This window comes from Lentzea sp. NPDC042327 (assembly GCF_040647275.1).
Classification (GTDB): Bacteria; Actinomycetota; Actinomycetes; order Mycobacteriales; family Pseudonocardiaceae; genus Lentzea.
On the sequence record NZ_JBEZBX010000028.1, the window covers coordinates 22,068 to 44,981 of the forward strand.

Annotated in this window: 22 protein-coding genes; 9 read left to right on the forward strand and 13 right to left on the reverse strand. The window is 70.7% G+C overall.

Annotation, left to right across the window (positions count from 1 at the left end):
- Positions 1–218 precede the first annotated feature (218 nt).
- Positions 219–1,793, reverse strand: coding sequence for an ABC transporter substrate-binding protein (locus AB0A63_RS38940; protein ID WP_360401271.1), 1,575 nt, complete (start codon positions 1,791–1,793; stop codon positions 219–221).
- A 160-nt stretch (positions 1,794–1,953) separates the two neighbouring features.
- On the opposite strand from AB0A63_RS38940, the gene AB0A63_RS38945 reads away from it, so the two are divergent.
- Positions 1,954–2,334: a hypothetical protein gene (locus tag AB0A63_RS38945; protein WP_360401274.1), complete on the forward strand. Its 381-nt coding sequence runs from the start codon at positions 1,954–1,956 to the stop codon at positions 2,332–2,334.
- Here AB0A63_RS38945 and AB0A63_RS38950 read toward each other — a convergent pair.
- On the reverse strand, positions 2,315–4,018 hold the full coding sequence (locus tag AB0A63_RS38950; protein ID WP_360401277.1) for an IlvD/Edd family dehydratase: 1,704 nt from the start codon (positions 4,016–4,018) through the stop codon (positions 2,315–2,317). The genes AB0A63_RS38945 and AB0A63_RS38950 overlap by 20 nt on opposite strands.
- Positions 4,019–4,156: 138 nt before the next feature.
- Here AB0A63_RS38950 and AB0A63_RS38955 point away from each other — a divergent pair, with 138 nt between their 5' ends.
- Positions 4,157–4,507, forward strand: a complete 351-nt coding sequence (locus tag AB0A63_RS38955; protein ID WP_360401280.1) for a DUF6292 family protein — start codon at positions 4,157–4,159, stop codon at positions 4,505–4,507.
- Between the two features lie 94 nt (positions 4,508–4,601).
- Here AB0A63_RS38955 and AB0A63_RS38960 read toward each other — a convergent pair whose 3' ends face one another.
- Positions 4,602–6,764, reverse strand: coding sequence for an MMPL family transporter (locus tag AB0A63_RS38960; protein WP_360401283.1), 2,163 nt, complete (start codon positions 6,762–6,764; stop codon positions 4,602–4,604).
- 5 nt (positions 6,765–6,769) lie between these two features.
- Positions 6,770–7,321: a helix-turn-helix domain-containing protein gene (locus tag AB0A63_RS38965; RefSeq protein ID WP_360401286.1), complete on the reverse strand. Its 552-nt coding sequence runs from the start codon at positions 7,319–7,321 to the stop codon at positions 6,770–6,772.
- 197 nt (positions 7,322–7,518) lie between these two features.
- On the opposite strand from AB0A63_RS38965, the gene AB0A63_RS38970 reads away from it, so the two are divergent.
- The 3 genes from AB0A63_RS38970 to AB0A63_RS38980 all read left to right on the forward strand — a co-directional run bounded on the left by AB0A63_RS38970 (position 7,519) and on the right by AB0A63_RS38980 (position 10,356).
- Complete coding sequence (locus AB0A63_RS38970) at positions 7,519–7,809, forward strand: DUF1905 domain-containing protein (protein WP_360401289.1); 291 nt, start codon at positions 7,519–7,521, stop codon at positions 7,807–7,809.
- Positions 7,810–7,891: 82 nt separating this feature from the next.
- A complete protein-coding gene (locus AB0A63_RS38975) occupies positions 7,892–9,340 on the forward strand; it encodes a SpoIIE family protein phosphatase (protein WP_360401292.1) in 1,449 nt (482 codons plus the stop codon).
- On the forward strand, positions 9,337–10,356 hold the full coding sequence (locus AB0A63_RS38980) for a cobalamin-dependent protein (RefSeq protein WP_360401295.1): 1,020 nt from the start codon (positions 9,337–9,339) through the stop codon (positions 10,354–10,356). Before AB0A63_RS38975 ends, AB0A63_RS38980 begins: the two co-directional genes overlap by 4 nt.
- A gap of 34 nt (positions 10,357–10,390) precedes the next feature.
- Here AB0A63_RS38980 and AB0A63_RS38985 read toward each other — a convergent pair whose 3' ends face one another.
- On the reverse strand, positions 10,391–12,427 hold the full coding sequence (locus AB0A63_RS38985) for an MDR family MFS transporter (protein ID WP_360401298.1): 2,037 nt from the start codon (positions 12,425–12,427) through the stop codon (positions 10,391–10,393).
- A gap of 67 nt (positions 12,428–12,494) precedes the next feature.
- Here AB0A63_RS38985 and AB0A63_RS38990 point away from each other — a divergent pair, with 67 nt between their 5' ends.
- On the forward strand, positions 12,495–12,827 hold the full coding sequence (locus AB0A63_RS38990) for a putative quinol monooxygenase (protein WP_360401301.1): 333 nt from the start codon (positions 12,495–12,497) through the stop codon (positions 12,825–12,827).
- Positions 12,828–13,009: 182 nt separating this feature from the next.
- Here the strand turns inward: AB0A63_RS38990 and AB0A63_RS38995 are convergent, their stop codons facing one another.
- The 4 genes from AB0A63_RS38995 to lexA form a co-directional block, all read right to left on the reverse strand.
- Complete coding sequence (locus AB0A63_RS38995) at positions 13,010–13,681, reverse strand: CE1759 family FMN reductase (RefSeq protein WP_360401304.1); 672 nt, start codon at positions 13,679–13,681, stop codon at positions 13,010–13,012.
- Positions 13,681–14,103: a MarR family transcriptional regulator gene (locus AB0A63_RS39000; RefSeq protein WP_360401307.1), complete on the reverse strand. Its 423-nt coding sequence runs from the start codon at positions 14,101–14,103 to the stop codon at positions 13,681–13,683. The genes AB0A63_RS38995 and AB0A63_RS39000 overlap by 1 nt, the downstream gene beginning before the upstream one ends.
- Positions 14,104–14,113: 10 nt before the next feature.
- Positions 14,114–15,271, reverse strand: a complete 1,158-nt coding sequence (locus tag AB0A63_RS39005) for an LLM class flavin-dependent oxidoreductase (protein WP_360401310.1) — start codon at positions 15,269–15,271, stop codon at positions 14,114–14,116.
- A gap of 267 nt (positions 15,272–15,538) precedes the next feature.
- Positions 15,539–16,195, reverse strand: coding sequence for a transcriptional repressor LexA (lexA, locus tag AB0A63_RS39010; protein WP_360401313.1), 657 nt, complete (start codon positions 16,193–16,195; stop codon positions 15,539–15,541).
- 170 nt (positions 16,196–16,365) lie between these two features.
- Between lexA and AB0A63_RS39015 the strand changes: the two genes are divergently transcribed.
- Both AB0A63_RS39015 and AB0A63_RS39020 read left to right on the forward strand, forming a co-directional pair.
- Positions 16,366–16,794, forward strand: a complete 429-nt coding sequence (locus AB0A63_RS39015) for an SRPBCC domain-containing protein (protein ID WP_360401316.1) — start codon at positions 16,366–16,368, stop codon at positions 16,792–16,794.
- Between the two features lie 248 nt (positions 16,795–17,042).
- The gene (locus tag AB0A63_RS39020; protein WP_360401319.1) at positions 17,043–18,197 is read left to right on the forward strand and encodes an AI-2E family transporter; all 1,155 of its coding nucleotides are present in this window, start codon (positions 17,043–17,045) and stop codon (positions 18,195–18,197) included.
- 53 nt (positions 18,198–18,250) lie between these two features.
- Here the strand turns inward: AB0A63_RS39020 and msrA are convergent, their stop codons facing one another.
- Entirely contained in the window at positions 18,251–18,748 is a 498-nt protein-coding gene (gene msrA, locus AB0A63_RS39025; RefSeq protein WP_360401322.1) for a peptide-methionine (S)-S-oxide reductase MsrA, read from the reverse strand.
- Positions 18,749–18,863: 115 nt separating this feature from the next.
- A complete protein-coding gene (locus AB0A63_RS39030) occupies positions 18,864–19,376 on the reverse strand; it encodes a hypothetical protein (RefSeq protein ID WP_360401325.1) in 513 nt (170 codons plus the stop codon).
- Positions 19,377–19,825: 449 nt separating this feature from the next.
- Here AB0A63_RS39030 and AB0A63_RS39035 point away from each other — a divergent pair, with 449 nt between their 5' ends.
- On the forward strand, positions 19,826–20,869 hold the full coding sequence (locus AB0A63_RS39035; RefSeq protein WP_360401328.1) for a hypothetical protein: 1,044 nt from the start codon (positions 19,826–19,828) through the stop codon (positions 20,867–20,869).
- Between the two features lie 150 nt (positions 20,870–21,019).
- Here the strand turns inward: AB0A63_RS39035 and AB0A63_RS39040 are convergent, their stop codons facing one another.
- Entirely contained in the window at positions 21,020–21,964 is a 945-nt protein-coding gene (locus AB0A63_RS39040; protein ID WP_360401331.1) for an anti-sigma factor RsbA family regulatory protein, read from the reverse strand.
- A complete protein-coding gene (locus AB0A63_RS39045; RefSeq protein WP_360401334.1) occupies positions 21,961–22,812 on the reverse strand; it encodes an MEDS domain-containing protein in 852 nt (283 codons plus the stop codon). The genes AB0A63_RS39040 and AB0A63_RS39045 overlap by 4 nt, the downstream gene beginning before the upstream one ends.
- Positions 22,813–22,914: the final 102 nt, after the last annotated feature.

The window sequence follows — 22,914 nt, forward strand, 5'->3', positions numbered from 1 at the left end:
GGAACGTCGACCGGCCAAGGAAGGCAGACCAGCCAAGGAACGCCGCGCCGCCGGGGCTTGTGGGTGCGCGGCAGCCGCCGGTGAGCCGGACCCGTCGCCGTCCTGCGGGGCGACGACGGCAGGGTCGCTGGCCGCCTGACCGCCGACGGCAGAAACCCCGGCCGCCTGACCGCCAACAATCCCCTCAGCGCCCTCCGGCCCACCACCCGAAGCCCGAGTCACGACTTCGGCGTCCAGCGCTCGAGGTTCCACCACACCGCGTGCACGAGCCCGTGGTCGTGCGGCTCGACCTGCGTTTCCTGCCCGTTCCACTTGTCCCGCACCACGTATGTGTGCTCCAGGAACACGAGGAACGCCCACCCCGGGTCGGCGACGTAGGCCTGCTGGAAGTCGGAGTAGGCCTGCTTGCGCACGGCCGGGTCGAGCGACCGGCGGGCCGTGTCGAGTGCGGTGTCCACTGTGGAGTTGCGGTAGTGGCTCATGTTCACGTAGCCGGGCTGGCCGGCGTAGCGGGAGTGCAGCAGGGTGTAGGCGGCTGTGTCGGGGTCGTAGGGGTCGCCACCGCCCCAGATCGAGGCGGCTTCGCGTTGGCGTTGCAGCATGACGTCGAACGTGGTGGCTTCGGCGGGGGCGTCGATGCCGAGTTTGGCGATGTCGGAGGCGGCTGCCAGGGCGAGCTCTTTGCGCAGCACGTCGGGTGCGGGGTACAGGACGGGTAGGCGGGCTGGCTGGCCGTCCTTGGTGCGCTTGCCGTCGGGGCCCTGGCGCCAGCCTGCCTCGTCGAGCAGGCGGGCGGCTTCCGCTGTGTCGAACGGGAAGGTCGCCGACGGGTCGTGCCACGCGGAGAGGTGCGGGGAGACCGGGGTTGCGGCCGGGGTGCCGGAGCCGGCGAGAACGGTGTCGATCATGGCCTGGCGGTTGATGGCCAGGTTCAGGGCGCGGCGGACGCGGGGGTCGGAGGTGAAGGGGAGTTCCGAGGGCAGGCCGATGCCGCGGTAGTCGGCGGACGGGTTGCGCACCACGCGGTAGCCGGAGCGGTCGGTGTAGGAGCGGGCGAGTTTCGGGGGCAGGACGGTGCCGTCGAACTCGCCGGCGGCCATGCGGGTGGCGCGGGCGTTGTCGTCGGGGACGAACACCACGGTCACGGTCTTGATCGCGGGGGCGCCGGCCCAGTGCTGCTCGTTGGCCTTGAGAACCAGGCGGTCGCCCTTGCGCCACTCCGCCACCGCGTACGGGCCGGTGCCGACGGGGGCGGTGTTGAACGGCGCGGTGTTCACGTCGGCGCCGGCGAACTTCGCCGCGGGCACGATGCCCAGGGTCAGCTGCTGGGCGAACGGGGCGTAGGGGTAGGAGAGCGTGAACCGCACGGTCGCGGGGTCGACGGCCACGACGTCGGCGACGGCGTCGAAGCGGGAGGCGATCGTGGAGTTCACCTTCTTGTCCAGCACGGACTTGTACGTGAACACGACGTCCGAGGCGGTCAGCGGGGTGCCGTCGGAGAATGTGACACCGGTGCGCAGCTTCGCCGTCCACGTGAGGCCGTCGGCCGACGCGGTGGGCAGCTCGGCGGCCAGTGCGGGGACCAGCTTCAGCGCGGCGTCGCGGGCGACCAGGCCGTCGAAGACCTTCGCGGCGCCGTCGGGGGCGTAGCCGAGCACCGGGTTCAGGTTCTCCGGTTCGCTGCCGGCGCCGATCACGATGGATGTCGCCGAGCCGGTCACCGCGCCGTCCGGTGACGTGCACGCCGTCGCCGCCAGTGCGGCGGTCAGCAGTGCGAGGACCGTTCGGCGCATGCAGTTCCTCCCGGGGTGTCCGTGTTGCCGGGTGCAGCTAACAGCAATGAAGTTGCAACAGGCAATAGTTGGCAACGCCACAGCAAGATCGACGGGGAGGACGCTTGCACGTCGGAGAAGGGCGGACGCGCTAGGTTCGGAGCAGTTGGGGGGAGAGGTCGTGCTCAAGATCGCAGTCCGGGTGTTCGCCGTCGTCGCGGTGATCAGCGGTGTGCTGCTGGCCGTGACGGCACTGGTGCCGGGTGCGGGGACGGCGCTCGTCAACGCCGGCCTGCTGGGGGTGCTGGCCGGTCCGGTGGCGCTCGGGACCTACGCGGGCGGCCTGCTGCCCAGGCCCGCCGGGGTGCGGGTCCTCACCGGGATCGGCGTGGCGTTCATCGCGTTCAGCATCACGAACAACTTCGCGCAGGTGGTGTCGCTGGCGACGGAGCCGGGGTCGTCGCGCGACCACCTCGAACACGGCGTCTTCGCCGTGCTGTGGCTGCTCCTCGGGCTGTTCCTGGTCTGGGACGCGAAGCGGCTCAGTGCGACTCCCTGCTGACCTCCGACCCGCTGGACCCCAGCAGGAAGTCCAGGTCGGCACCGGTGTCGGCGCCGAGCACGTGGTCGACGTAGAGCCGTTCCCAGCCACGCCGGGGAGCCGCGAACGCGGCGGTCATCCGCGGGCTCGGCGTGCGGTCGAGGAAGTCCGGTGCCTCCACGTCGATGCGCCGGTTCGCCACGTCGAGCACGATCACGTCACCGGTGCGCACCAGGCCGAGCGGCCCGCCTGCCGCGGCCTCGGGGGCCACGTGCAGGACGACCGTGCCGTAGGCGGTGCCGCTCATGCGACCGTCGCAGATCCGCACCATGTCGCGGACGCCCTGCTCCAGCAGCTTCTTCGGCAACGGCATGTTCGACACCTCCGGCATGCCGGGGTAGCCGCGCGGGCCGCAGCCGCGCAGCACCAGCACGGAGCCGGCGTCCACGTCGAGGTCCGGGTCGTCGATGCGGGCGTGGAAGTCCTCGATGCTGTCGAACACCACGGCCCTTCCCCTGTGCCGCAACAGCTCCGGTGACGCGGCCGCCGGTTTCACCAGCGCGCCCTGCGGGGCGAGGTTGCCGCGCAGCACGGCGATGCCGCCCTCGGCGATGATCGGCTGCGCGCGGCTGCGGATCACCTCGGGGTCCCAGATCGGGGCGTCGTCGAGGTGGTCGACGAGCGGCCGGCCGGTCACGGTCACACCGGCCGGGTCGAGCAGGTCGCGGACCTCGCGCAGCACCGCGAGCAGGCCGCCCGCGCGGTGGAAGTCCTCCATCAGGAACCGGCCGGCGGGCTGGAGGTCCACCAGCAGCGGCACCCCGGAGCCGATGCGGTCGAAGTCGTCGAGCACCAGGTCGACGCCGAGGCGGCCCGCGATGGCGAGCAGGTGGACCACGGCGTTGGTCGAGCCGCCGATCGCCGCGAGCGCCACGATCGCGTTGTGGAACGACGCATTCGACAGGAACGTGCTGGGGCGCCGGTCCTCCGCCACGAGCTGAACGGCGAGGCGGCCGGTGCCGTGGGAGGCCTCCAGCAGCCTGCTGTCCGGTGCCGGGGTGCCCGCCACACCGGGGACGACGGTGCCGAGCGCCTCCGCCACCAGCGCCATGGTCGAGGCGGTGCCCATGGTGTTGCAGTGGCCGCGGCTGCGGATCATCGCCGACTCGGAGCGGAGGAACTGCTCCTGCGACAACGTGCCCGCGCGCACCTCCTCCGACAGCCGCCACACGTCCGTGCCGCACCCCAGCGGCACCCCGCGGAACGTGCCCGTCAGCATCGGGCCACCGGGCACCACCACGGCCGGGATGTCGACGGACGCGGCGGCCATCAGCAGCGCGGGGATCGTCTTGTCGCAGCCGCCGAGCAGCACCACGCCGTCGACCGGGTTGGCGCGCAGCATCTCCTCGGCCGCCATCGCGGCCATGTTGCGCCACAGCATCGCGGTGGGGCGGACGTTGGTCTCGCCGAGCGACACCACCGGCAGGTTCAACGGGATGCCACCGGCTTCGTACACGCCGTTCGACACCGCGGCGGCGACCTCGCCGAGGTGCGCGTTGCACGGCGTGAGGTCGGAGGCGGTGTTGGCGATGGCGATCTGCGGACGTGAGAACGCGTCGTCGGGGGTGCCGCGGCGCATCCAGGCGCGGTGGATGTAGGCGTTGCGGTCCTGCCCTGCGTACCAGTGCGCGCTGCGGAGGGTCACCCTCCTGTCGTACGGGGCGCAGGCGGTGGCGCGCAAGCCCTGGCGTTCGCGCGGTTGCCTTGCCGCAGAACGGGGTACTCGGCCCCTGCGTCAAGCAGTCGGCGCTGTTGCCCCGTTGGTACGAGAGGCGGTGACGGCATGATGACGCCGGCGTTGGACTACGCGCTCCGCGTCACGCGGGAGCTCGGCCTCAGCGGAGAGTCCTCCTGTGTGGACAGCGAGAAGCCGTTGAGGCTCTACATCGCGGTGGAGGGGCGGCTGCCCGGCCACCCCGACCACGAGGTGGCGCTGCTGTGGACCGAGTGCCACGGCTGGGCCATCGCGGTCGAGAGACCCGACACGGCCGAGGTGACCGTCGTCGAGCACCTCGGGGGAGCGGTGGAGCCGCCACCGCGCACGGTGGCCAGGTGGGTGCGGCGCGTGCTCGCCCGCGCCGACCGGCAGACGGCGGCCACCGAGACGCACACCCACCCCGGACAGGTCGCCTGACCTGCACCGAGACTGACCTGAACGAGACTGGTCTGCAACGACGAACTCGCCCCAGGGCTCCGTCAAGAGCTCTGGGGCGAGTCGCGTGTCGGGGTCAGCTCACCGCGACGGGTTCCTGCGCCTTCTTCGCGGCCGGCAAGTCGTCGAGCGCGGTGCCCTCGACGTCGAGCTCCGGCAGCCAGCGCAGCCACTTCGGCAGCCACCAGGCGCGCTCACCGAGCAGGGCCAGCGCGGCGGGCACCAGCACCATGCGGACCACGAACGCGTCCACGAAGATGCCGACCGCCAGCGCGAAGGCGATGGACTTCACGGTGGGCTCGCCGGCGGGCACGAAGCCCGCGAACACCGAGAACATGATCAGTGCGGCGGCCACGACGACCGGTGCGGCCTGGCGGAAGCCGGTGGTGATGGCCTCGATCGGCTTCGCACCGCGGTGGTGCGCCTCGTGCATCCGCGACACCAGGAAGATCTGGTAGTCCATGGCGAGCCCGAACAGGATGCCGATCACCAGGATCGGCGTGAGGCTGATCAACGGGCCGGTGCCGTCGAGGTTGACCGCGCCGGACAGCCAGCCCCACTGGAACACCGCCACCGTGGCGCCGAGGGAGGCGCCGATGGTCAGCAGGAAGCCGAGCACGCCCACCAGCGGCACGAGCAGCGAGCGGAACACCAGCACCAGCAGCACCAGCGCGAGGCCCACGACGACGGCCAGGTAGATCGGCAGCGCGCGGTCCAGCGAGGTGGCCACGTCGACGCTCACGGCGGTGGCACCGGTGACGTAGGCCTTGCCGCCGTCCAGGTCGGACAGCTCGGTGCGCAGGTCGGCGACGAGCTGTTCGGTCTCCGCGGTGTCCGGGCCGGACTTCGGGATGACGGTGACCATGGCGGACCCGCCGTCGGCGCTGGGCTGGGCCGGCGTCACCAGTGCGACGTCGGACAGCTTCGAGAGCGGCTCGGCGGCCTTGGTCGCGGTCGCTGCGGCGTTGTCGCCCTCGACGAGCACGATGATCGGGCCGTTGAAGCCCTCGCCGAACCCGCGGGCCAGCAGCTGGTCGGCGCGTTCCTGGGTGGAACCGGCCGGCGGCCGCTGGATGAGCGTGGTGTCCATGGACGCGACCGGGATCGAGGCGACGCCGAGCGCGACGACCGAGAGCAGCAACGCGGTGACGCGGCGCTTGGTGACCAGGCCACCCCAGCCGCGGATGACACCGCGGTCCTTCGGCTCGACCGGCTCGGCCTCGGACGCGGAGCGCTCCTTGCGGGTCAGCACGCGGCGGCCGAGCATGCTCAGCACCGCGGGCACCAGCGTGATGGCGATCAGCACGGCGACGACGATCGTGGCGGCGGCCGCGACACCCATCTGCGTGAGGAACGGGATGCCCGCGATCACCAGGCCGACCAGCGCGATCACCACGGTGAGACCGGCGGTGACGACGGCGGACCCGGCGGTGCCGACCGCGGTGGCGACGGCGTGGCCGACGTCGGCACCCCGGCGCAGCTCCTGCCGGTAGCGGTTGATGATGAACAACGCGTAGTCGATGCCGACCGCGAGACCCAGCATCGAGGCGAGGATCGGCGTGGTCGACTGCAGGTCCATGAACCCGGTGGCGATGGTGATGCCGAGCGTGCCGATGCCGACGCCGATGCCCGCGCTGAGCAGGTTCATGCCGGCGGTCACCAGCGAGCCGTAGGTCAGCGCCAGCACGACCAGGGCGAGCACGACACCGATGGCCTCGGTCGGGCCGCCGACGTGCGGCGTCTCCTGCATCGCGGTGCCGCCGACCTCGATCGTGAGGCCCTGGGCCCGCGCCTTGTCGACGGCGCCGAGCAACGCGGTCCGCTGGTCAGCGGTGACCTCGCCGGGCTTCACGTCGTAGGTGACGGTGCTGTAGCCGGTGTCGACGTCCTTGTTGACGCTCGGCCGGGCCGGGTCCAGCGGGTTCGTCGCGGACGTGACGCCGTCGAGCTTGCCCAGGTCTCCGACCAGCTCGGTCACGGCCTGGGCGTGCGCGGGCAGCTTGTCCTGCGCGTGCACGACGACGCGAGCCTGCGCGGTCTCGCCGGTGCCGAACTTCTGCTGGATGCGCTCCAGCGCCGTCGTCGACTCCTGGCCGGGGATGGACATCGCGTTGGACGTCTCACCGCCGAGCGTGAACGCGCCGACACCGGACCCGACCAGCACGAGCAGCCAGATGAGGACGACCGGGAGGCGGTGCCGGTGGGCACCGAGTCCGAGCCGGTAGAGCAGTTTCGCCATGGTGTTCAGGCCTCCCGGTGCCCGAGTGCGTCATAACAGGTAGCGAGGATCAAGGGGCGCCACGTCGTCTTGTCGCCCTCCTGGTTGGCCAGGAGGGTCAGCACGGCCATGGCGCTGAGCGCGCCGACGATCCGGATCGCGCGGGGCAGTTCCTGCTCGGGCTCGATGACGAACATCTCGTTGAGCAGCAGTTCGTCCTGCGCCTGCTGCGGGTCCTCGTCCGGTGCCGTCATCGACCGGAACAGCAGCGCGACCATGCCCGGCCGGTCGAGCGCGTAGTCGGTGAGCAGCTCCAGCACCCGCCGCTCGCGGGCCGGTCCGGCCGGCAGGTCGCTGACCAGGTCGAGCACGTGCCGGCAGATGACGCGGCTCTGCTCCCACGCGGCCTCGAAGAGGGCTTCCTTGCTGGGGAAGTGGTGCAGCAGCCCCGCCTTGGACAGGCCGGCGGCGTCCGCGAGGGCCTTGAGCGAGGTCTGCTCGAAGCCGTGGCGGGCGAACAACGCCGCAGCGGCGTCGAGGATCGACTCGTCGACTCCGGTCCTGGGCTGGCGTGGCATGAACCCGACTTTACGGTGTTCACCAACCGATTCGGTAGGTAAACCGACCGATTCGGTCGGTGGCCTTCGTCACCACAACGGGGGAATCATCGAGCGGGTTGAGATGACTGGTGGTCACCTCGTACTGCCGGATGGATGAACCGAGACGGGCTTGATGCCGCTCTGGGGGCAATCACCGACTACGGGACAATGGACCGATGTTCGTCTTCGACGCGGAGCTCTGGCTGTGGGAGGCCCGCCGCCTGGACACCTGGACGTTCGTCACACTGCCCGAGGACGTCTCGGACGAGATCCGCGACCTGGCCACCCCCGGCGCGGGCTTCGGCTCGGTCAAGGTCCGGGCCGGCGTCGGCACCAGCAGCTGGTCGACCTCGGTGTTCCCGGACAAGGCGAGCGGCTGCTACGTCCTGCCGGTCAAGGCCGCCGTCCGGAAGAAGGAACAGGTTGGACCAGGTGACACCATCGAGGTGACGGTGGAGGTCGTGTGAGGGTCCCTACCCGCGCCGCGCGGCTGCCAAACGTTGTTCTTGATCAGTTTCGGGTGAGACACTGGGACACGTGGTCGCGGTCATGAACTGGTTGCGTTCGCCGTGCCCCGCACTCGTCGCCGATGCCGCCGGTGCCGTGCACGGCATGAACGAGGCAGCCAAGAGCATCTTCCCCTCTCAGGTCGCCGAGCTGCAGTGGCAGCACGGCGACTCCGTCAGCGTCTCCGAACGCACCTACGCCGCACACCGGGTGGACAACGAGGACGGCTCGGTCACCTGGTGGCTGCTCGACGAGACCGACCTCAAGCTGGAGCGCGAGCGGACGGCGCTGCTGACGCGGATGTCGAGCGCGTTGATGACCTCGCTCAACCCCGAGCGCTGCATGACCGTCGTCGCCGAGCTCGCCGCCACCCACCTCGCGGACGAGGCGCTGGTCATCGCGCCGCAGTCGGACCACGGGCACCCCGTCACGCGCTGCGTGCGCGGCGGGTCGCCCACGCACGAGCTGCAGCACCTCGACGTCGAGCAGGTGATCGGGCTCGGCGAGGCGCTGCGCGGGTTCCCGCCGGTGCCGTCGCGGTGGATCGACCCGGCCGCGGCACCGGACTGGCTGGCCAAGGACGTCGTGTCGATCGTCGTCACGCCGCTGCCCGGTCACGGGGTGCCGGCCGGTGCGCTGATCCTGGTGCGCCGCGACCAGCCGTTCAGCGAGGACGAGGAGGCGTTCGCGCGGCTCTTCGCCTCACGGGCGGGCGTCGCGATGTCGGCGGCCGGCCTGTTCACCCAGCAGGCGGTCATCACCGAACGGCTCACCAGGGACCTGCTGCCGCCGGTGCTGCGCCGCTACGACAGGGTCGAGCTGGCCGGGCGCTACCGGGCGGCCGCGGACACCGAGCGGGTCGGTGGCGACTTCTACGACGTGCACGAGCTGCCGGACGACGAGCTGTTCGTCGTGCTCGGCGACGTGTGCGGCAAGGGCCTCGACTCGGCCGTGCAGACCGGCAAGGTGCGCACGACGCTGCACGCGCTGCTGCAGGTCGTGGACGACCACGACCGGGTGCTGCGCGCGCTCAACCAGGCGCTGCTCACCACCGACCGGTCGCGGTTCATCACCGTGGTCGTCGGCACCGTCCGGCCGGTCGACGACGGCCTGCGCCTCACCCTCACCTCTGGCGGGCACCCGCCGCCGCTGATCGTGCGCGCGAACGGCCTGGTCGAGGCCGCGAAGACGCGCGGCACGCTGGTCGGCATCCTGCCCGAGATCACGACGACCACCGACGAGGTGCTGCTCGGCCCCGGTGACTCCTGCCTGCTCTACACCGACGGCATCATCGAGGCCGTGGGCGGACCGCTCGGCGACGAGGAGTTCGGCGAGGAACGGCTGCGGCGCGCGCTCGCGTCGTGCGGCGGCATGCCCGCCGAGGCGCTGGTCGAACACGTGCACATGCTCGCGGCGAACTGGGTCGGCGCGGGTGCCCACGACGACATCGCGGTGATGTCGGTCACCGCACCCCGGCGGAGGTCCGCGTGACGGCGCTCGACGCGCTCTGGGAGGCCGTCCTGGACGGTGACGAGCACCGGGCGACCGACCTCGTGCTCGAAGCCGCGGACCGGTACGGGCACGAGTTCGTGCTGCTCGACGTGATCGGCGCCGTGCAGCAGCGGGTCGGCCGCGAGTGGGCGGCGAACCGGATCAGCGTCGCGCAGGAGCACGCGATCACCGCCATCAACGAACGCGCGGTCACGGCGCTCACGATCACCCGGCCGCGGCAGCAGCCCACGCACGGGCGCGTGACCGTGGCCTGCGTGGACGGCGAGTGGCACGCGCTGCCCGCCCGGCTGCTGGCCGAGGTGCTGTCGCTGCGCGGGTTCGCCGTCGACTACCTCGGCGCGCAGGTCCCGACCCCGCACCTGATCACCCACCTGCACCGCACCGGCCCGGACGTGCTGGCGCTGTCCAGCTCCATCGCGACCAGGCTGCCCGTCGCGCACGCCACGATGACGGCGTGCCAGGCGGCGGGCGTGCCGGTGATCGTCGGTGGCGCGGCCTTCGGCCGGGACGGCGAGTACGCGCGCCGGTTCGGAGCCAACGCGTGGGCCGCCGACGCCCGGTCCGCCGCGGACATGCTGCTGTCGCAGAAGCTGCCGGTGCCGACCTCGCCGCACCAGCCGATCGACGACCTGCCGCACCTGGCCGACCAGGAGTACACGCTGGTCAAGCGGACCGCGAACGACCTCGTGCGCGCGGTGTTCCGCGGGTTGGAGGAGCGGGTGCCCGCGATGCGCGCCTACAGCGCCGAGCAGCGCCAGCACACCGCCGAGGACCTGGCGCACATCGTGGACTTCCTCGCGACCGCGTTGTACGTCGACGACGACTCGCTGTTCCACGGCTTCATGGCGTGGACCGGTGATGTGCTCAACGCGCGCGGGGTGCCCGTGCGGGTGCTGGAACCGGCCCTGGACCTGCTTTCCGTGCAGTTGCGGGACTTCCCACGAGCGCAGCGGATGCTGGCCGGGGTCGAGCTGGACCAGTCGATGCCGGCGTAGCTCGCCGGCCGCTCGCCGCGGTGGAGGTCCGGCGTCAGGTGCGGCTCAGCGCGCGACCGCTCTCGGTCAGTTCGTCGGTGAACGAGTCGAGCGCCCGCGCGAAGTCCCGGTGGTCGGGTTCGTGCCAGTCCTGCAGCTGGTCGAGCAGCCACCGCCGCCACGCCCGCACGAGCTGCGTGAACACCTCGGCGCCCTGGTCGGTGAAGCGGTAGCCGTCGTCGTGGAACGCCAGGTGCCCTGACCGGACCAGTGCCTGCGCGGTCGGGGCGAAGATCCCGCCGGGCACCTGCGTCATCGCGGCGATCTCGTCCAGCGTCGCGACACCGTCGTCGGCGGAGGCCTTGTAGACCCGGCCGAGCAGCCACGCCTGCTCCAGCGGCAGGCCGACGCCCGAACGCCGCAGCACCGCCGCGCCGGGGTCCTCCCGCGACCTCGCCACCACCGCGGACACCAGCTTGCGCAGCTCGTCGTAGGAGTTCGACGGCGGCGCGGCGAAGCTCTCGCCGACACCGCTGTTGCCGGTCGCGGCGGCGCGGGAGGTGTCCCGCAGCGGCACCTCGGGCAGGAACACGGCGACCAGCAGTGCGACCAGGCCGATCGGGGCGGCGATGAGGAACATCGTCTGCACCGTCTCGGCGTACCCGGCGACGATCGGCGCACGGACGACGTCGGGCAGGGCGTGCACGGCCGCGGGGCTCGCGATGGCCCGCGGGTCCACGCCGTCGGGCACGACGACGTTCTCCGGCAGCCGGTTGGCGTAGATCGTGCCGAAGAGGGCGACGCCGAACGAGCTGCCCATGGTGCGCAGGAAGCTGATGCCCGAGGTGGCCACGCCGAGGTCGCTGTAGCCGGTGGTGCTCTGCACGACGATCACCGGCACCTGCATCACCAGGCCGATGCCCGCGCCCAGCACCACCATGAACGCGCCCATCAGCCAGTAGCTGGTGTCCGTGCCGAGGTTGGACATCAGGAACAGGCCGGCCGTCAGCACCGCGGACCCGATGAGCGGGAACAGCCGGTACTTGCCCGTGCGGCTGATGGTGGTGCCGGTGAGCAGCGCCGTGGCCATCAGTCCCGCGATCAGCGGCAGCATCCACAGCCCGGACGCCGTGGCCGACTCGCCGCGCACGTACTGCAGGTAGATCGGCAGGTAGGTGATGCCGCCGAGCATCGCGAACCCGACGACGAAGCTCAGGATGCCCGACACCGTGAACACCCGGCTGCGGAACAACCGCATCGGCAGCATCGGTTCCGCGGCCCGCTGCTCCACGAGCACGAACGCCACGAGCAGCACGACCGAACCCGCCGCCATCCCCAGGATCGTCGGCGAGGTCCACGCGTACTCGGTGCCGCCCCAGCTCGTGACCAGCGTCAACCCGGTCGCGGCGAGCGCGATCAGCGCGATGCCCGCGTAGTCGATCTTCGGCCGCGCGTCCGTCCTGATGGCGGGCAGCGCCGCCACGGCGACCACGATGACCGCGACGCCGAGCGGGATGTTGACGTAGAACGCCCACCGCCAGCTCAGGTGGTCCACGAACAGCCCGCCCAGCAGCGGCCCCGCGACCGTGGCGATGCCGAACACCGCACCGGCGAACCCCTGGAACTTGCCGCGCTCCCGGAGCGGAACGACGTCCGCGATGATCGCCGTGGACGTGACCATCAGTCCGCCGGCGCCCAGCCCCTGCACCGCGCGGAACGCGATCAGCATCCCCATCGACTCCGACCAGCCGGCGAAGAACGAGCCGACCAGGAACAGCACGACGCTGATGAGGAACGTCCGCTTGCGCCCGTAGAGGTCGCCGAACTTGCCGATCAGGACCGTCATGATCGTCTCGGCCAGCAGGTAGGACGTCACCACCCACGACAGGTGCGCGCCACCGCCGAGGTCCGCGACCATCGTCGGCAGCGCGGTGGACACGATGGTCTGGTCGAGCGCCGCCAGCAGCATGGCGAGCAGGACGGCGGCGACGACCAGGTTCCGCCTGCGGGTGTCGATCTCGGGCACGGCGCCGATGGTCGCGCAGGTCGGCGCACTCCGCAGCGCGTGCCGCGCACCGCGGCCGGGTTCCACCGGCCGGGCTGTGGGCCGACTCGGCACCCCCTAGGCTCGGTGGTGATCACCGCAGAAGGAGGCCTCCTTGATCTTCATCACCGCCAAGTTCCCGGTCCTGCCCGAGCACGCCGACGCGTGGCCGGAGCTGTCCCGCTCCTTCACCGAGGCGACCAGGGCCGAGCCGGGCTGCCTGTGGTTCGACTGGTCGCGCAGCCTCGACGACCCCACCGAGTACGTGCTCGTGGAGGCGTTCCGCGACGGTGACGCGGGAGCGGCGCACGTGCAGTCCGACCACTTCAAGGCCGCGCAGGCCGAGCTGCCGCAGTACCTCGCGGAGACGCCGCGGATCGTGAGCCAGGTCGTCGAGCAGGACGACTGGTCGCGCCTCGGCGAGATGGAGGTCGCGCCACGCGGGTGAGGCCCGGGGTGCGCCACCGGGGTCCGGAGCGGGGATGGCGGGCGTGGACGCCTTCGTGGGGATGTCCGCCGGGTTCGCTGGCTCGCTCACCGCGAAGGTGCTGGGGGACAACGGCTTCTACTCGGCCGCGAAGTCCGCGCCGCGCGAGGAGCTCTCGCGCGGCGCGGACCTCTGGTGCGGCGTTACTTGCCGGTCGGACCGCCCGCGGCCAGCCGCATCAGGTCGGAGTCGAGGTCGATCGACAGCTCGGTACCGCCCGCGCTGCCGAACTCGTGCTGGTAGCTGCCCCACGACTCCTCGCGCACCTGCTTCTCGAACCCGGAGGCCATGAGCGCCACCAGTTCCAGCGCCGCGCGGTCGATGCGCTTGTTCAGCGCGGGGTCCGTCCAGTCCTCGGTGGCCGCGAACAGCGACGTCGGCACGACCACCGTCCGCAGGTAGGCGAAGAGCCCGCGGATCTGGTCGTCGACCACGAGTGCGTGCCGGGCGGTGCCGGCGGTCGCGGCGAGCACGACCGGCTTCGCGATCAGCAGGTCGTTGTCGAGTACCTGGAAGAACGACGTGAACAGGCCGCTCGCGCCCGCCTTGTAGACCGGCGTCGAGGCGACGACCGCGTCGGCGTGCTGCAACGTGGTGATCGCCTGCTGCAGCCCGGGGCCGACGTGGTTCGACACCAGGGCGTTCGCGATCTCCGTGGCGAGCGTGCGCAGCTCGACCACCTGCGTCCGCACGGTCAGCGACCGTTGCCCGGCCAGTGCGGTGACGCGGCCGGCGACGCGGTCGGCGAGCAGCCGGGTGGACGACGGGTCGCTGGTGCCCGCCGACACGACGGCGAGCTGGAAGGTGGTGCCCATTACTCCTCGCTCTGGCTGAGCTTGCCGCAGATCGCGGCGAGTTGGTCGAGTTCTTGCGGCGTGAGGACGCTCAACGCGCGCGTGACGCTGCGCGCGTGCGGGCGGCCGATCGCCTGCTGGGTCTCCCGGCCGGCCGGAGTGAGCGACAGGCGCACACCCCGCCGGTCGCCGGGATCGGGGCAGCGGTCCACCAGCCCGCGGTCGACCAGCCGGTCGACCATGCGGGACAGGGCGGGCTGGCTGAGCAGCACGTGCCGGTTCAGCTCGCTCATCCGAAGTGGACCGTCGCACTTGGACAGGGTGTAGAGCACGTCGTACTCGCGCATGCTCAGCTCACCCCACACGTCCTCGGCGTTGAACCGCTTCACGAGCACGGCGTAGGAGGTCATCAGCGCCTCCCACGCCTCGTTCGCCCTGGTCACCGCGCCTACCTCACTCGGAGTCCTGGTAGGGCGAGCCACCGGTGACGTTGTCGCCGCGGTTGGCGTTCGGCCGCGGCTGGCGGACCGGTCCGTCGCCGTACTTGGCCTTCAGGCGCACCGCGTGCGTCGGCGGCTTGGCGGTCTCCGGGTCCTGCCGCGCCTCGATCTCCTTGCGCAGCACCGGAACCACCTCCTCGCCCAGCAGGTCGAGCTGGTTCAGCACGGTCTTGAGCGGCAGACCGGCGTGGTCCATCAGGAACATCTGGCGCTGGTAGTCGCCGAAGTGCTCGCGGAAGGTCAGCGTCTTGTCGATGACCTCCTGCGGGCTGCCGACCGACAGCGGGGTCTGCGCCATGAAGTCCTCCATCCGCGGCCCGTGGCCGTAGACGGGGGCCTCGTTGAAGTACGGGCGGAACTCGTTCAGCGCGTCCTGCGACCGCTTGGCGATGTAGGCCTGCCCGCCGAGACCGACGATGGCCTGCTTCTCCGTTCCGTGGCCGTAGTGCGCGAACCGCTGGCGGTAGAACTTGATGAGCCGCATGTAGTGCTCTTTGGGCCAGAAGATGTTGTTGGCGAAGAAGCCGTCACCGTAGTAGGCGGCCTGCTCCGCGATCTCCGGCGTGCGGATCGACCCGTGCCACACGAACGGCGGCAGGTCGTCCAACGGCCGCGGCGTGGAGGTGAAGCCCTGCAACGGCGTGCGGAACTTGCCCTCCCAGTCCACGACGTCCTCGCGCCACAACCGGTGCAGGAGGTTGTAGTTCTCCAGCGCCAGCGGCAGGCTCTGCCGGATGTCCTGACCGAACCACGGGTAGACCGGCGCGGTGTTGCCGCGGCCCAGCATCAGGTCCATGCGACCCTTCGCCAGGTGCTGCAGCATCGCGTACTCCTCGGCGATGCGCACCGGGTCGTTGGTGGTGATCAGCGTCGTGGCGGTGCTGACGACCAGCTTCCGCGTGGTCGCCGCGATGGCGGCCAGCAGGGTGGTCGGCGCGGACGAGAAGAACGGCGGGTTGTGGTGCTCGCCGATCGCGAAGACGTCGAGCCCGACCTCCTCGGTCTTCTGCGCGATCTGGACGATCGCGTCGATGCGCTCGGCCTCGCTGGGGGTCTCGCCGCTCACCGGATCCCTGGTGATGTCGCTCACCGAGAACACTCCGAACTGCACGGTCCCCGCCTCCTTCTGTCTGAAGTTCTATGCGTTTGCATCTACCTTAACGCGTGGGGCGCCCGGCTATTCCCACTGATCCTGAGCGCATGCTGGAGGTGCGGGGGATCGGCAAGGCCTGCGGCGGCTGTGACTGTCCGTGCTCGCGGCGGTGGTGGCGGTGTGGTGCCACTTCGGCGTCCTGGGGCCGGTGCCGATCGGGTTGCTGGTGCAGGTGAGCCGGGGGCCGTTGCTGCTGTACCTGCTGGGCGTGGCGCGGCTCCTGCTTCAGACGCTGCGCAGCACCGACACGACAACCCCGAGGATCGTCGCGTTGTCCCCGTCGATGACCTCGTGGGCGGGGTTGCGCGGCTTTAGGAACACGTGCCCGTTGCGGCGCTGGTAGACCTTGACGGTCGCCTCCTCGTCGATCATCGCGGCGACGATCTGTCCGCTGTGCGCCTCGTGCGTCTGCTGGATGACCACCATGTCGCCGTCGCAGATCGCCGCGCCGACCATCGAGTCACCGCGCACGCGCAGCGCGAACACGTTGCCGCCGCGGCCGACCAGTCCGCGCGGCAGGCTGAGCACGTCGTCCACGTGCTCGATCGCCGAGATCGGCGACCCGGCGGCGATGTCACCGACGACCGGCACCGGGACGGAGTCGGCCGAGGAGCGGGCGGTCGCCGGCTCGTGCAGGAAGACCCGCACGTCCATCGGCCGCGTCACCGAGGCGCCCCGCTTGAGGAAACCCTTGTCCTCCAACGCCGCCAGGTGCTTCGACACCGAGGAGGAGGACCGCAGGCCCACCGCCTCGCCGATCTCGCGGGTGCTGGGGGAGTAGCCGTGCTCGACCACCCAGTCGCGGATGGCGACCAGGATCTTCTGCTGGCGCTCCGGCAGCACCGACGTGTCGAGGTGCTCAAGATCGTCGTAGGTGGTCACCGCGGTGATCTTAGTCGTCACTCGTCCGGGTGGCGGTCGCCGCCCTCGCCGGGGGAAACGGGTGCTCGACCGCGTTCCGCGGCCACACTTGGTGCAACCTGGCAGTTGCACATCAGTCGAATGATGTGCAACCCTGAGGTTGCAAATGAAGCCGGACTGAGGAGCCTGTCGTGAGCGTGGACCGGATCGAACGCGAGACCCTGATCGAGGCGTCGCTGGACCGGGTCTGGCAGCTGGTGACCGAGCCGGGGTTCTGGGTGGCGTCGCAGCCGTCCGGCACGGCGGTCGAGGGGGAGACGACGCTGTGCAGGAACGAGCAGCACGGCGACTACCCGGTTCGGGTGGAGACCGTGACGCCGCAGTCGTACGTCGCGTACCGGTGGGCCAGTGCGTTCGCCGGCGCGGAGCTGACCGCGGACAACACCACCCTGGTCGAGTTCACGCTCACGCCGGAGGGGGCCGGTGTGCGGCTGCGGGTGGTGGAGAGCGGGTTCGCGGCGCTCGCGGCGTCCGAGGAGGTGCGGGTGCGGGCGCACGAGGACAACACCGGTGGGTGGGCCGAGGTGCTCGAGGCGTTCACCAAAAAGGCGGAGAGCTGAGTCAGGTCGACGCCGCCGTCCACGTGTTGGCGATGCGGGCCGGCGAGGTCCGCGAGGGACAGGTCGCGACGCGCCCCGGCGCCGCGATGGACGGTGCCGGGGCGCGTCGAGGGGGAGCAGGTGGTCGAGGTGTGGCTGTTCACCGCGGACCCCGCCGAGGAGGACGCGTTCTGGGGGCGGGCCGCGAAGTCGTAACGGAGTCGCGCGTCCTGACACCCGTTCGGGCTAGATCACGAGAGACTGACCTCGTGGATCGCAATCGAAGCTGGACGGACAAGGGCGAGGCCATCGGGCACGGCGTGAGCTGGCTCGCGCGGTGGAGTCTGCGGGTGGCGTTGGCCGCGCTCGGCTTCTGGATGCTGACGTGGCTGATCGGCAAGCTGTGGGTGGTGGTGATGCCGGTGTTGCTGGCGTTGCTCATCACGACGGTGCTGTGGCCGCCGGCGCGGTGGCTGATGTCGAAGGGGTGGAACGCCGCGCTGGCCGCGACGACGGTGCTGCTCGGCGGGCTCGTGGTGCTGGGCGGGGTGGTGGCGGCGATCTCGTCGTCGATCGCGTCCGGGGTTCCGGAGATCGCGCGCAGCGCCCAGGACGCGGTGCAGCAGGCGCAGCGGTGGGTGGCCGGGCCGCCGTTCAACCTCAAGGGCACCGACCTCGACCGGTTGATCGACCAGGGCGTGCAGCAGGTCAAGTCGAGCATCGGCTCGATCGCGACCGGGCTGCTCACCGGCGCGGGCGCCGTCACGTCGGGGCTGGTCACGACGGTCGTGGCGTTGCTGCTGGCCTTCTTCTTCGTCAAGGACGGCATGCGGTTCACGCCGTGGCTGCGCGGCATCATCGGGCAGCGGGCCGGTGGGCACGTCACCACGGTGCTGGAGCGGGTGTGGGCCACGCTGGGCAGCTTCATCCGCAGCCAGGCGGCCGTGAGCCTCATCGACGCGGTGCTGATCGGGCTCGGGCTGCTGGTCCTCGGGGTGCCGCTCGCGGTGCCGCTGGCCGCGCTGACGTTCCTGGGCGGGTTCGTCCCGATCGTCGGCGCGTTCGTCGCCGGTGCGCTCGCGGTGCTGGTGGCGCTGGTCAGCAACGGGCCGACGACGGCGATCATCATGCTGGTCATCGTGGTGGTGGTGCAGCAGGTCGAGGGCAACGTGCTGCAACCGATCCTGCAGTCGCGCGGGCTGCGGCTGCACGCGGCGGTCGTCCTGCTCGTCGTCACCGCCGGCACGAGCCTCTACGGCATCGCGGGCGCGTTCTTCAGCGTCCCGGTCGCGGCGGCCGTGGCGGTGGTCGTGCGGTACCTCGGCGAGGTGATCGAGGCGCGCACGGTCGCGGAGGAGCCCGCAGTGGACACGTCACGACCCGTCGGCGACGAACCGGCCAAGCCCGAACGTTCTTCTGAGTGAACGCCGACGAGGGCCGTCCGGTGGACGGCCCTCGTCGATGCGTGCGGCGATCTCTACCGCTCGCCCAGCTGCCACTCCGGCCGGACGTAGTGGCAGGTGTAACCGTTCGGGTAGCGCTCCAGGTAGTCCTGGTGCTCCGGCTCGGCCTCCCAGAAGTCGGTCGCCTGCGTGACCTCGGTGACGACCTTGCCCGGCCACTTGCCGGAGGCGTCGACCTCCGCGATGACCTCTTCGGCGACGCGCTTCTGCTCGTCGGTCTCGAAGAAGATCGCCGATCGGTAGCTGGCGCCGATGTCGTTGCCCTGCCGGTTGCGCGTCGACGGGTCGTGGATCTGGAAGAAGAACTCCAGGACCTGCCGGTAGCTCAGCTGCGCCGGGTCGAACACGATCTCGATGGCCTCGGCGTGGTTGCCGTGGCGGCGGTAGGTCGCGTTCGGCGTCTCGGGGTCACCGGTGTAGCCGACGCGCGTGGAGACGACGCCGGGGTGGCGGCGGAACAGGTCCTGCATGCCCCAGAAACAGCCGCCCGCGAGAACTGCCTTCTCCGTCACAGTGTCACTCCTCTGCCTTCGGTTCTCACCCAGGAGAACGTTCGGTGTCGGCCGGTTCATCCCCGCCATGATGTGACGTATCCATTACGGACGCGGCCGAACCGTCCAGCGCTGGTCAGAGGAAGGTGGTCTGTCCGATCGGCACGGCCAGACCGGACAGGCCGTTGAGGAGGCAGTCGAGGTTGGGGTTGGCCGCCCCCACCGTCTGCGAGGTGGTACCGATCAGCGGACCGCTGGTCTGCCAGGTCGTCAGCTGCACGGTGCCGTCGAGCACGTTGGTGCGCACGGTGAAGTCGAAAGTGGTCTGCTCGTCTCCCGGGGACCACAGGATGGTCGCCGAGCCGGTGAGGGTGAGCAGCAGGTTGCACGGCACGCCGCCGAGGCTGGTGGCCGTGCCGGTGGCGCTGGTGACCGCACCGCCGGCCAGTTCCGGGTGCGAACCGTTGGGGGACAGGCAGTTCACCAGGTTCGCCACCGCCGTCACCGACGCCGTGGTCTGCACGGCGGTCAGCGCGGGGCTGAAGCTGAGCTGCACGTTGACGTTGCAGGTGAGGTGGGGGACCACGGCGTGAGCCGGCGGCGCGAGTGCTCCGGCCGACCCGAGCACGAGGACCGACACGGCGGCCACGGCCCAGGTCCTGAACCGGCCCCTTGGAACTCTTCGGTGAATCGACACTGACGCCTCCTCCTGCGCGGATGTCCAGCCACGACCACCCGACCACGCGCGATGATCGACGACAATCAGCCGATGGAGTTGCGGCCGACCACCCGAATGGCACGCACGCCGTTCGACGCGGAAATTCCATTCCGGTCGGCAAAGGCGGCAATGCGTCCAACGGACTCACAACCGCAGAGGCGCCTGATAAACATCTAAGAATTGGATAAGTGACCGGGAGCACCGTGAGCGGTTACACAAATCGGCGAATTCGGTGACGTTTGCGCAGGTAGGAGCTGTAAGAAAAGGAAAGTTTGAACTCTGTTCACTCGAATGGATTATATTCGTGCCCTGTCATACCGGTCTTATTGTTCGTTGGTCAGAAACAAACAACGAACACGACCGATCAGGAGTGAACCGACATGCGCACCCACCCCCGGACCCGATGGACCGCCCCCGTACTGGCCGTGACCGCGGTCCTGCTCGCCTCCGCCGCCGTGCCGGCGAGCGCGGCGACCACCACCGCGCTCGGCTCCCCGCAGGTCGTCCCGATCCCGGACAGCCAGGTGCGGTGGTACGCCAACGACTCGACCTTCCCCTACCTGCCCAACGCCACGGGCACGGCGAACCTCACGTTCTGGGTCGACGGCGTGAACTACCGCAGCACCGGGCAGACGCTCGACACGATGAGCCCGGTCAACCCGACGACCGCCGTGCTCAGCGCCGGCCCCAAGGGGAGCTTCGACGGCAACGGCGCGTGGCTGTTCCAGGCGGTGCGCGACCCCGAGGACCCGTCCGGAGCCATCTATGGGTTCTACCACGCCGAGGACCACATCTTCGCCGACGGCGTGACCGGCTACGAGTACAACTCCACCGGCCTGGCGGTCTCGACCGACGACGGCGTCACGTGGACCAAGGAGGGGCAGATCATCGGCACGCCGCAGCCCCAGACGGCCCAGAACGGCGGCCACGAGATCAACTCGGTGGTCTACGACCCGATCAACAAGCGGTGGCTGGGCATCGGGCACGGCATCGCCTACGCCTCGACCGACCCCGGTGCCGCGCCGGGCACCTGGAAGGGCTGGGACGGCAGTGCCTTCACCGTGTCCATGCCCTCCACCTCCACCGACGCCGGGAAGACCAAGCCCCTGTCCTCGCTGGGCTCCAACATCTCCGACTGCGACCTCACCTGGAACACGTACCTGGGCAAGTTCGTCCTGGTCTACAAGAACTGGGGCGACAACACCCACGTGTACATGAAGACGAGCACCGACGGCATCACCTGGGGCGCGGCCACCACGCTGCTCACCGCCGCCGCGGGCAAGACCGTCGGCTACCCGCAGCTGATCGGCACCTCCAGCAGCGTGGCCGGCCAGCAGGCCACGCTGGTCTACGAGCAGTGGCCCTCCACCACCGGTCGCAACCGCGACATGGTGGAGCGCACCGTCCAGTTCACCACCGGCTGACACCGCACCACCACGACCGGCCACCAGCCCTGCCGATTGATCGGCAGGGCTGGTGGCACTGGCGCGGCGGGCGGCCGGGATCAGCGTCGCGCCTTCTTCGAAAGCTCGACGACCTCGTCGTCGCGTTGACGCCACCGCGGCGTGGTGCCCTCAGGAGACGATGTGCAGGAAGACGTGGGTGGTCGTCCCTCGCGGGACGGTGTGGACGCGCACGAGGTCAGCGAGCTGGTTGACCAGCAGCAGACCGCGACCGCCCTCCTGGTTGAGAGCCGCGGGACGGCGGCCGGCGAGGGGATCGGCGAGGTGGCCGTCGTCCTGGACGGTGCAGACGAGGTGGTCGCCGGCCTGCCAGATGCTCAGCCGGCAGGTGCCGCCGGCGTGCCGGAGGCTGTTGGAGACGAGTTCCGTGGTCATCAGCGCGAGGTCGGCGGTGCGGGTCTCGGACAGGCCGAGCCGGCTGGCCTGCGCGGTGGCGAAGCGGCGGGCGTCGCGGATGCCGGCGGAGGACGTGACGTCGAGCGTGACGGCGTCCGGGGCGATGTCGAAGGGCTGGTTGTAGCGGTCGACGACGGCGTCGGGGGCGTAGCGGTCACTGCCGTGGCGACCGCCGGTCTCCCACACCAGCGGGTGGGTGGCCAGTGCGTCGGCCACGACGTGCTCGTCGAGCGTGGCGGTGTCGTAGGGGCAGGCGATGGTCACGTCACGACCGGCGAAGGCGAGGTTGATCAGGGCTTCGTGCTGGGCGCAGGCCGGGTACTCGACGTCGGTGCGGGCGGCCCAGATGGGCTCACCGATGATGCGGACGTGCTTCCGGGGGTGGCGGTCGGCGAACCGGCGCAGCACCATGGGGATGATCCGGCCCGGGTTGCGGCCCTCCACCTCCATGTCGAGCAGCAGCACGTCGTCGGCGCTCGCACCGAGGCCCTCGCGCAGCAGCCGCAGTTGCCGGGCCGGCACGGAGGCGGCGACCGGGTGGCCCAGCTCCAAGCCCTCCGCGATGAAGGGCACCAACAGGTGCAGGTACTCCTCGTCGGAGGAGTAGAACACGGCGGGGTGGACGAACTCGCCGGGGAGCGGGAGGTCGGTGATCGTCATGCGGCGCTCTCCACTCGGACGTTCGTGAGGTCGAGCAGGTCCACCAGGACGGCCACCCCTGGCCAGGAGGTGCGCAGCACGACGGAGGCGTCCCGATCAGCGGCGTGGCGGGACAGGCGCAGCAGGGCGCGGTGGTCGAGGAAGGTGAGGCCGGTCGCGTCGAACACCAGCCGCCCGTCGCGGGGACGGAGCTCGGCGCGGTGCAGGGCCAGGGCGAACTGGTCCTCGCTCAGCTGGTCCACCTCACCGGCGAAGGCCGTCCTCAGGTCATCGGCGGCGTGCAGCCGGAAGCCGGGGGAGGAGGTGTTGGCGTTGGGGTGCATGCAGGCCAGCTGCGCGAACGCGTGGTCGTCCACCTCGTCGGCGGCGTAGGCGCACATCGCCGAGAACGGCCTCTCGACCATGTACCGGTCGATCCGGTGCTCGTAGCGGGCGAACGCGTCCAGCTGCGCCGGGGTGCGCACCAGCGAGGTGCAGTCGGCCGCGACGCGGAACCCGGTGAACCCGGCGGCCAGCGCCGCTTCCGTCGCCGCGACGTAGGTGCGCACCTGCGCCGCGGGCTCGACCACCGCACCCACCGGGTAGGTGCTGTCCAGCGAGGCGACCTGCGCGGTCTCGCTCTTCAGCGCCTCGTCGATCCCGTCGATCCCGTCGAGGTCCTCGACCAGGGAGCCGTGGGTACCGGTGCCGATGTAGCAGACCCGGTGACCGAGGGTCAGGCCTTCGGACAGGAACTCGCGGACCCGGTGCCGGAAATCGTGCTTGTCGCGGTATCGCCAGCACACGTGGTCGTGGGGTCCGAACCCCCGTCCGTGCCCGGCGAACCCCGACCTGCGCTTGCGCGTCACCTCAGCCGCCTCTCACCTGCGCCGCGGCGATCGTCGCGACCACCGGCCAGGATCGAGCCGAGGCCGCACGTCGTCGACGCGCCCACCGGTAGAAGGTACTCC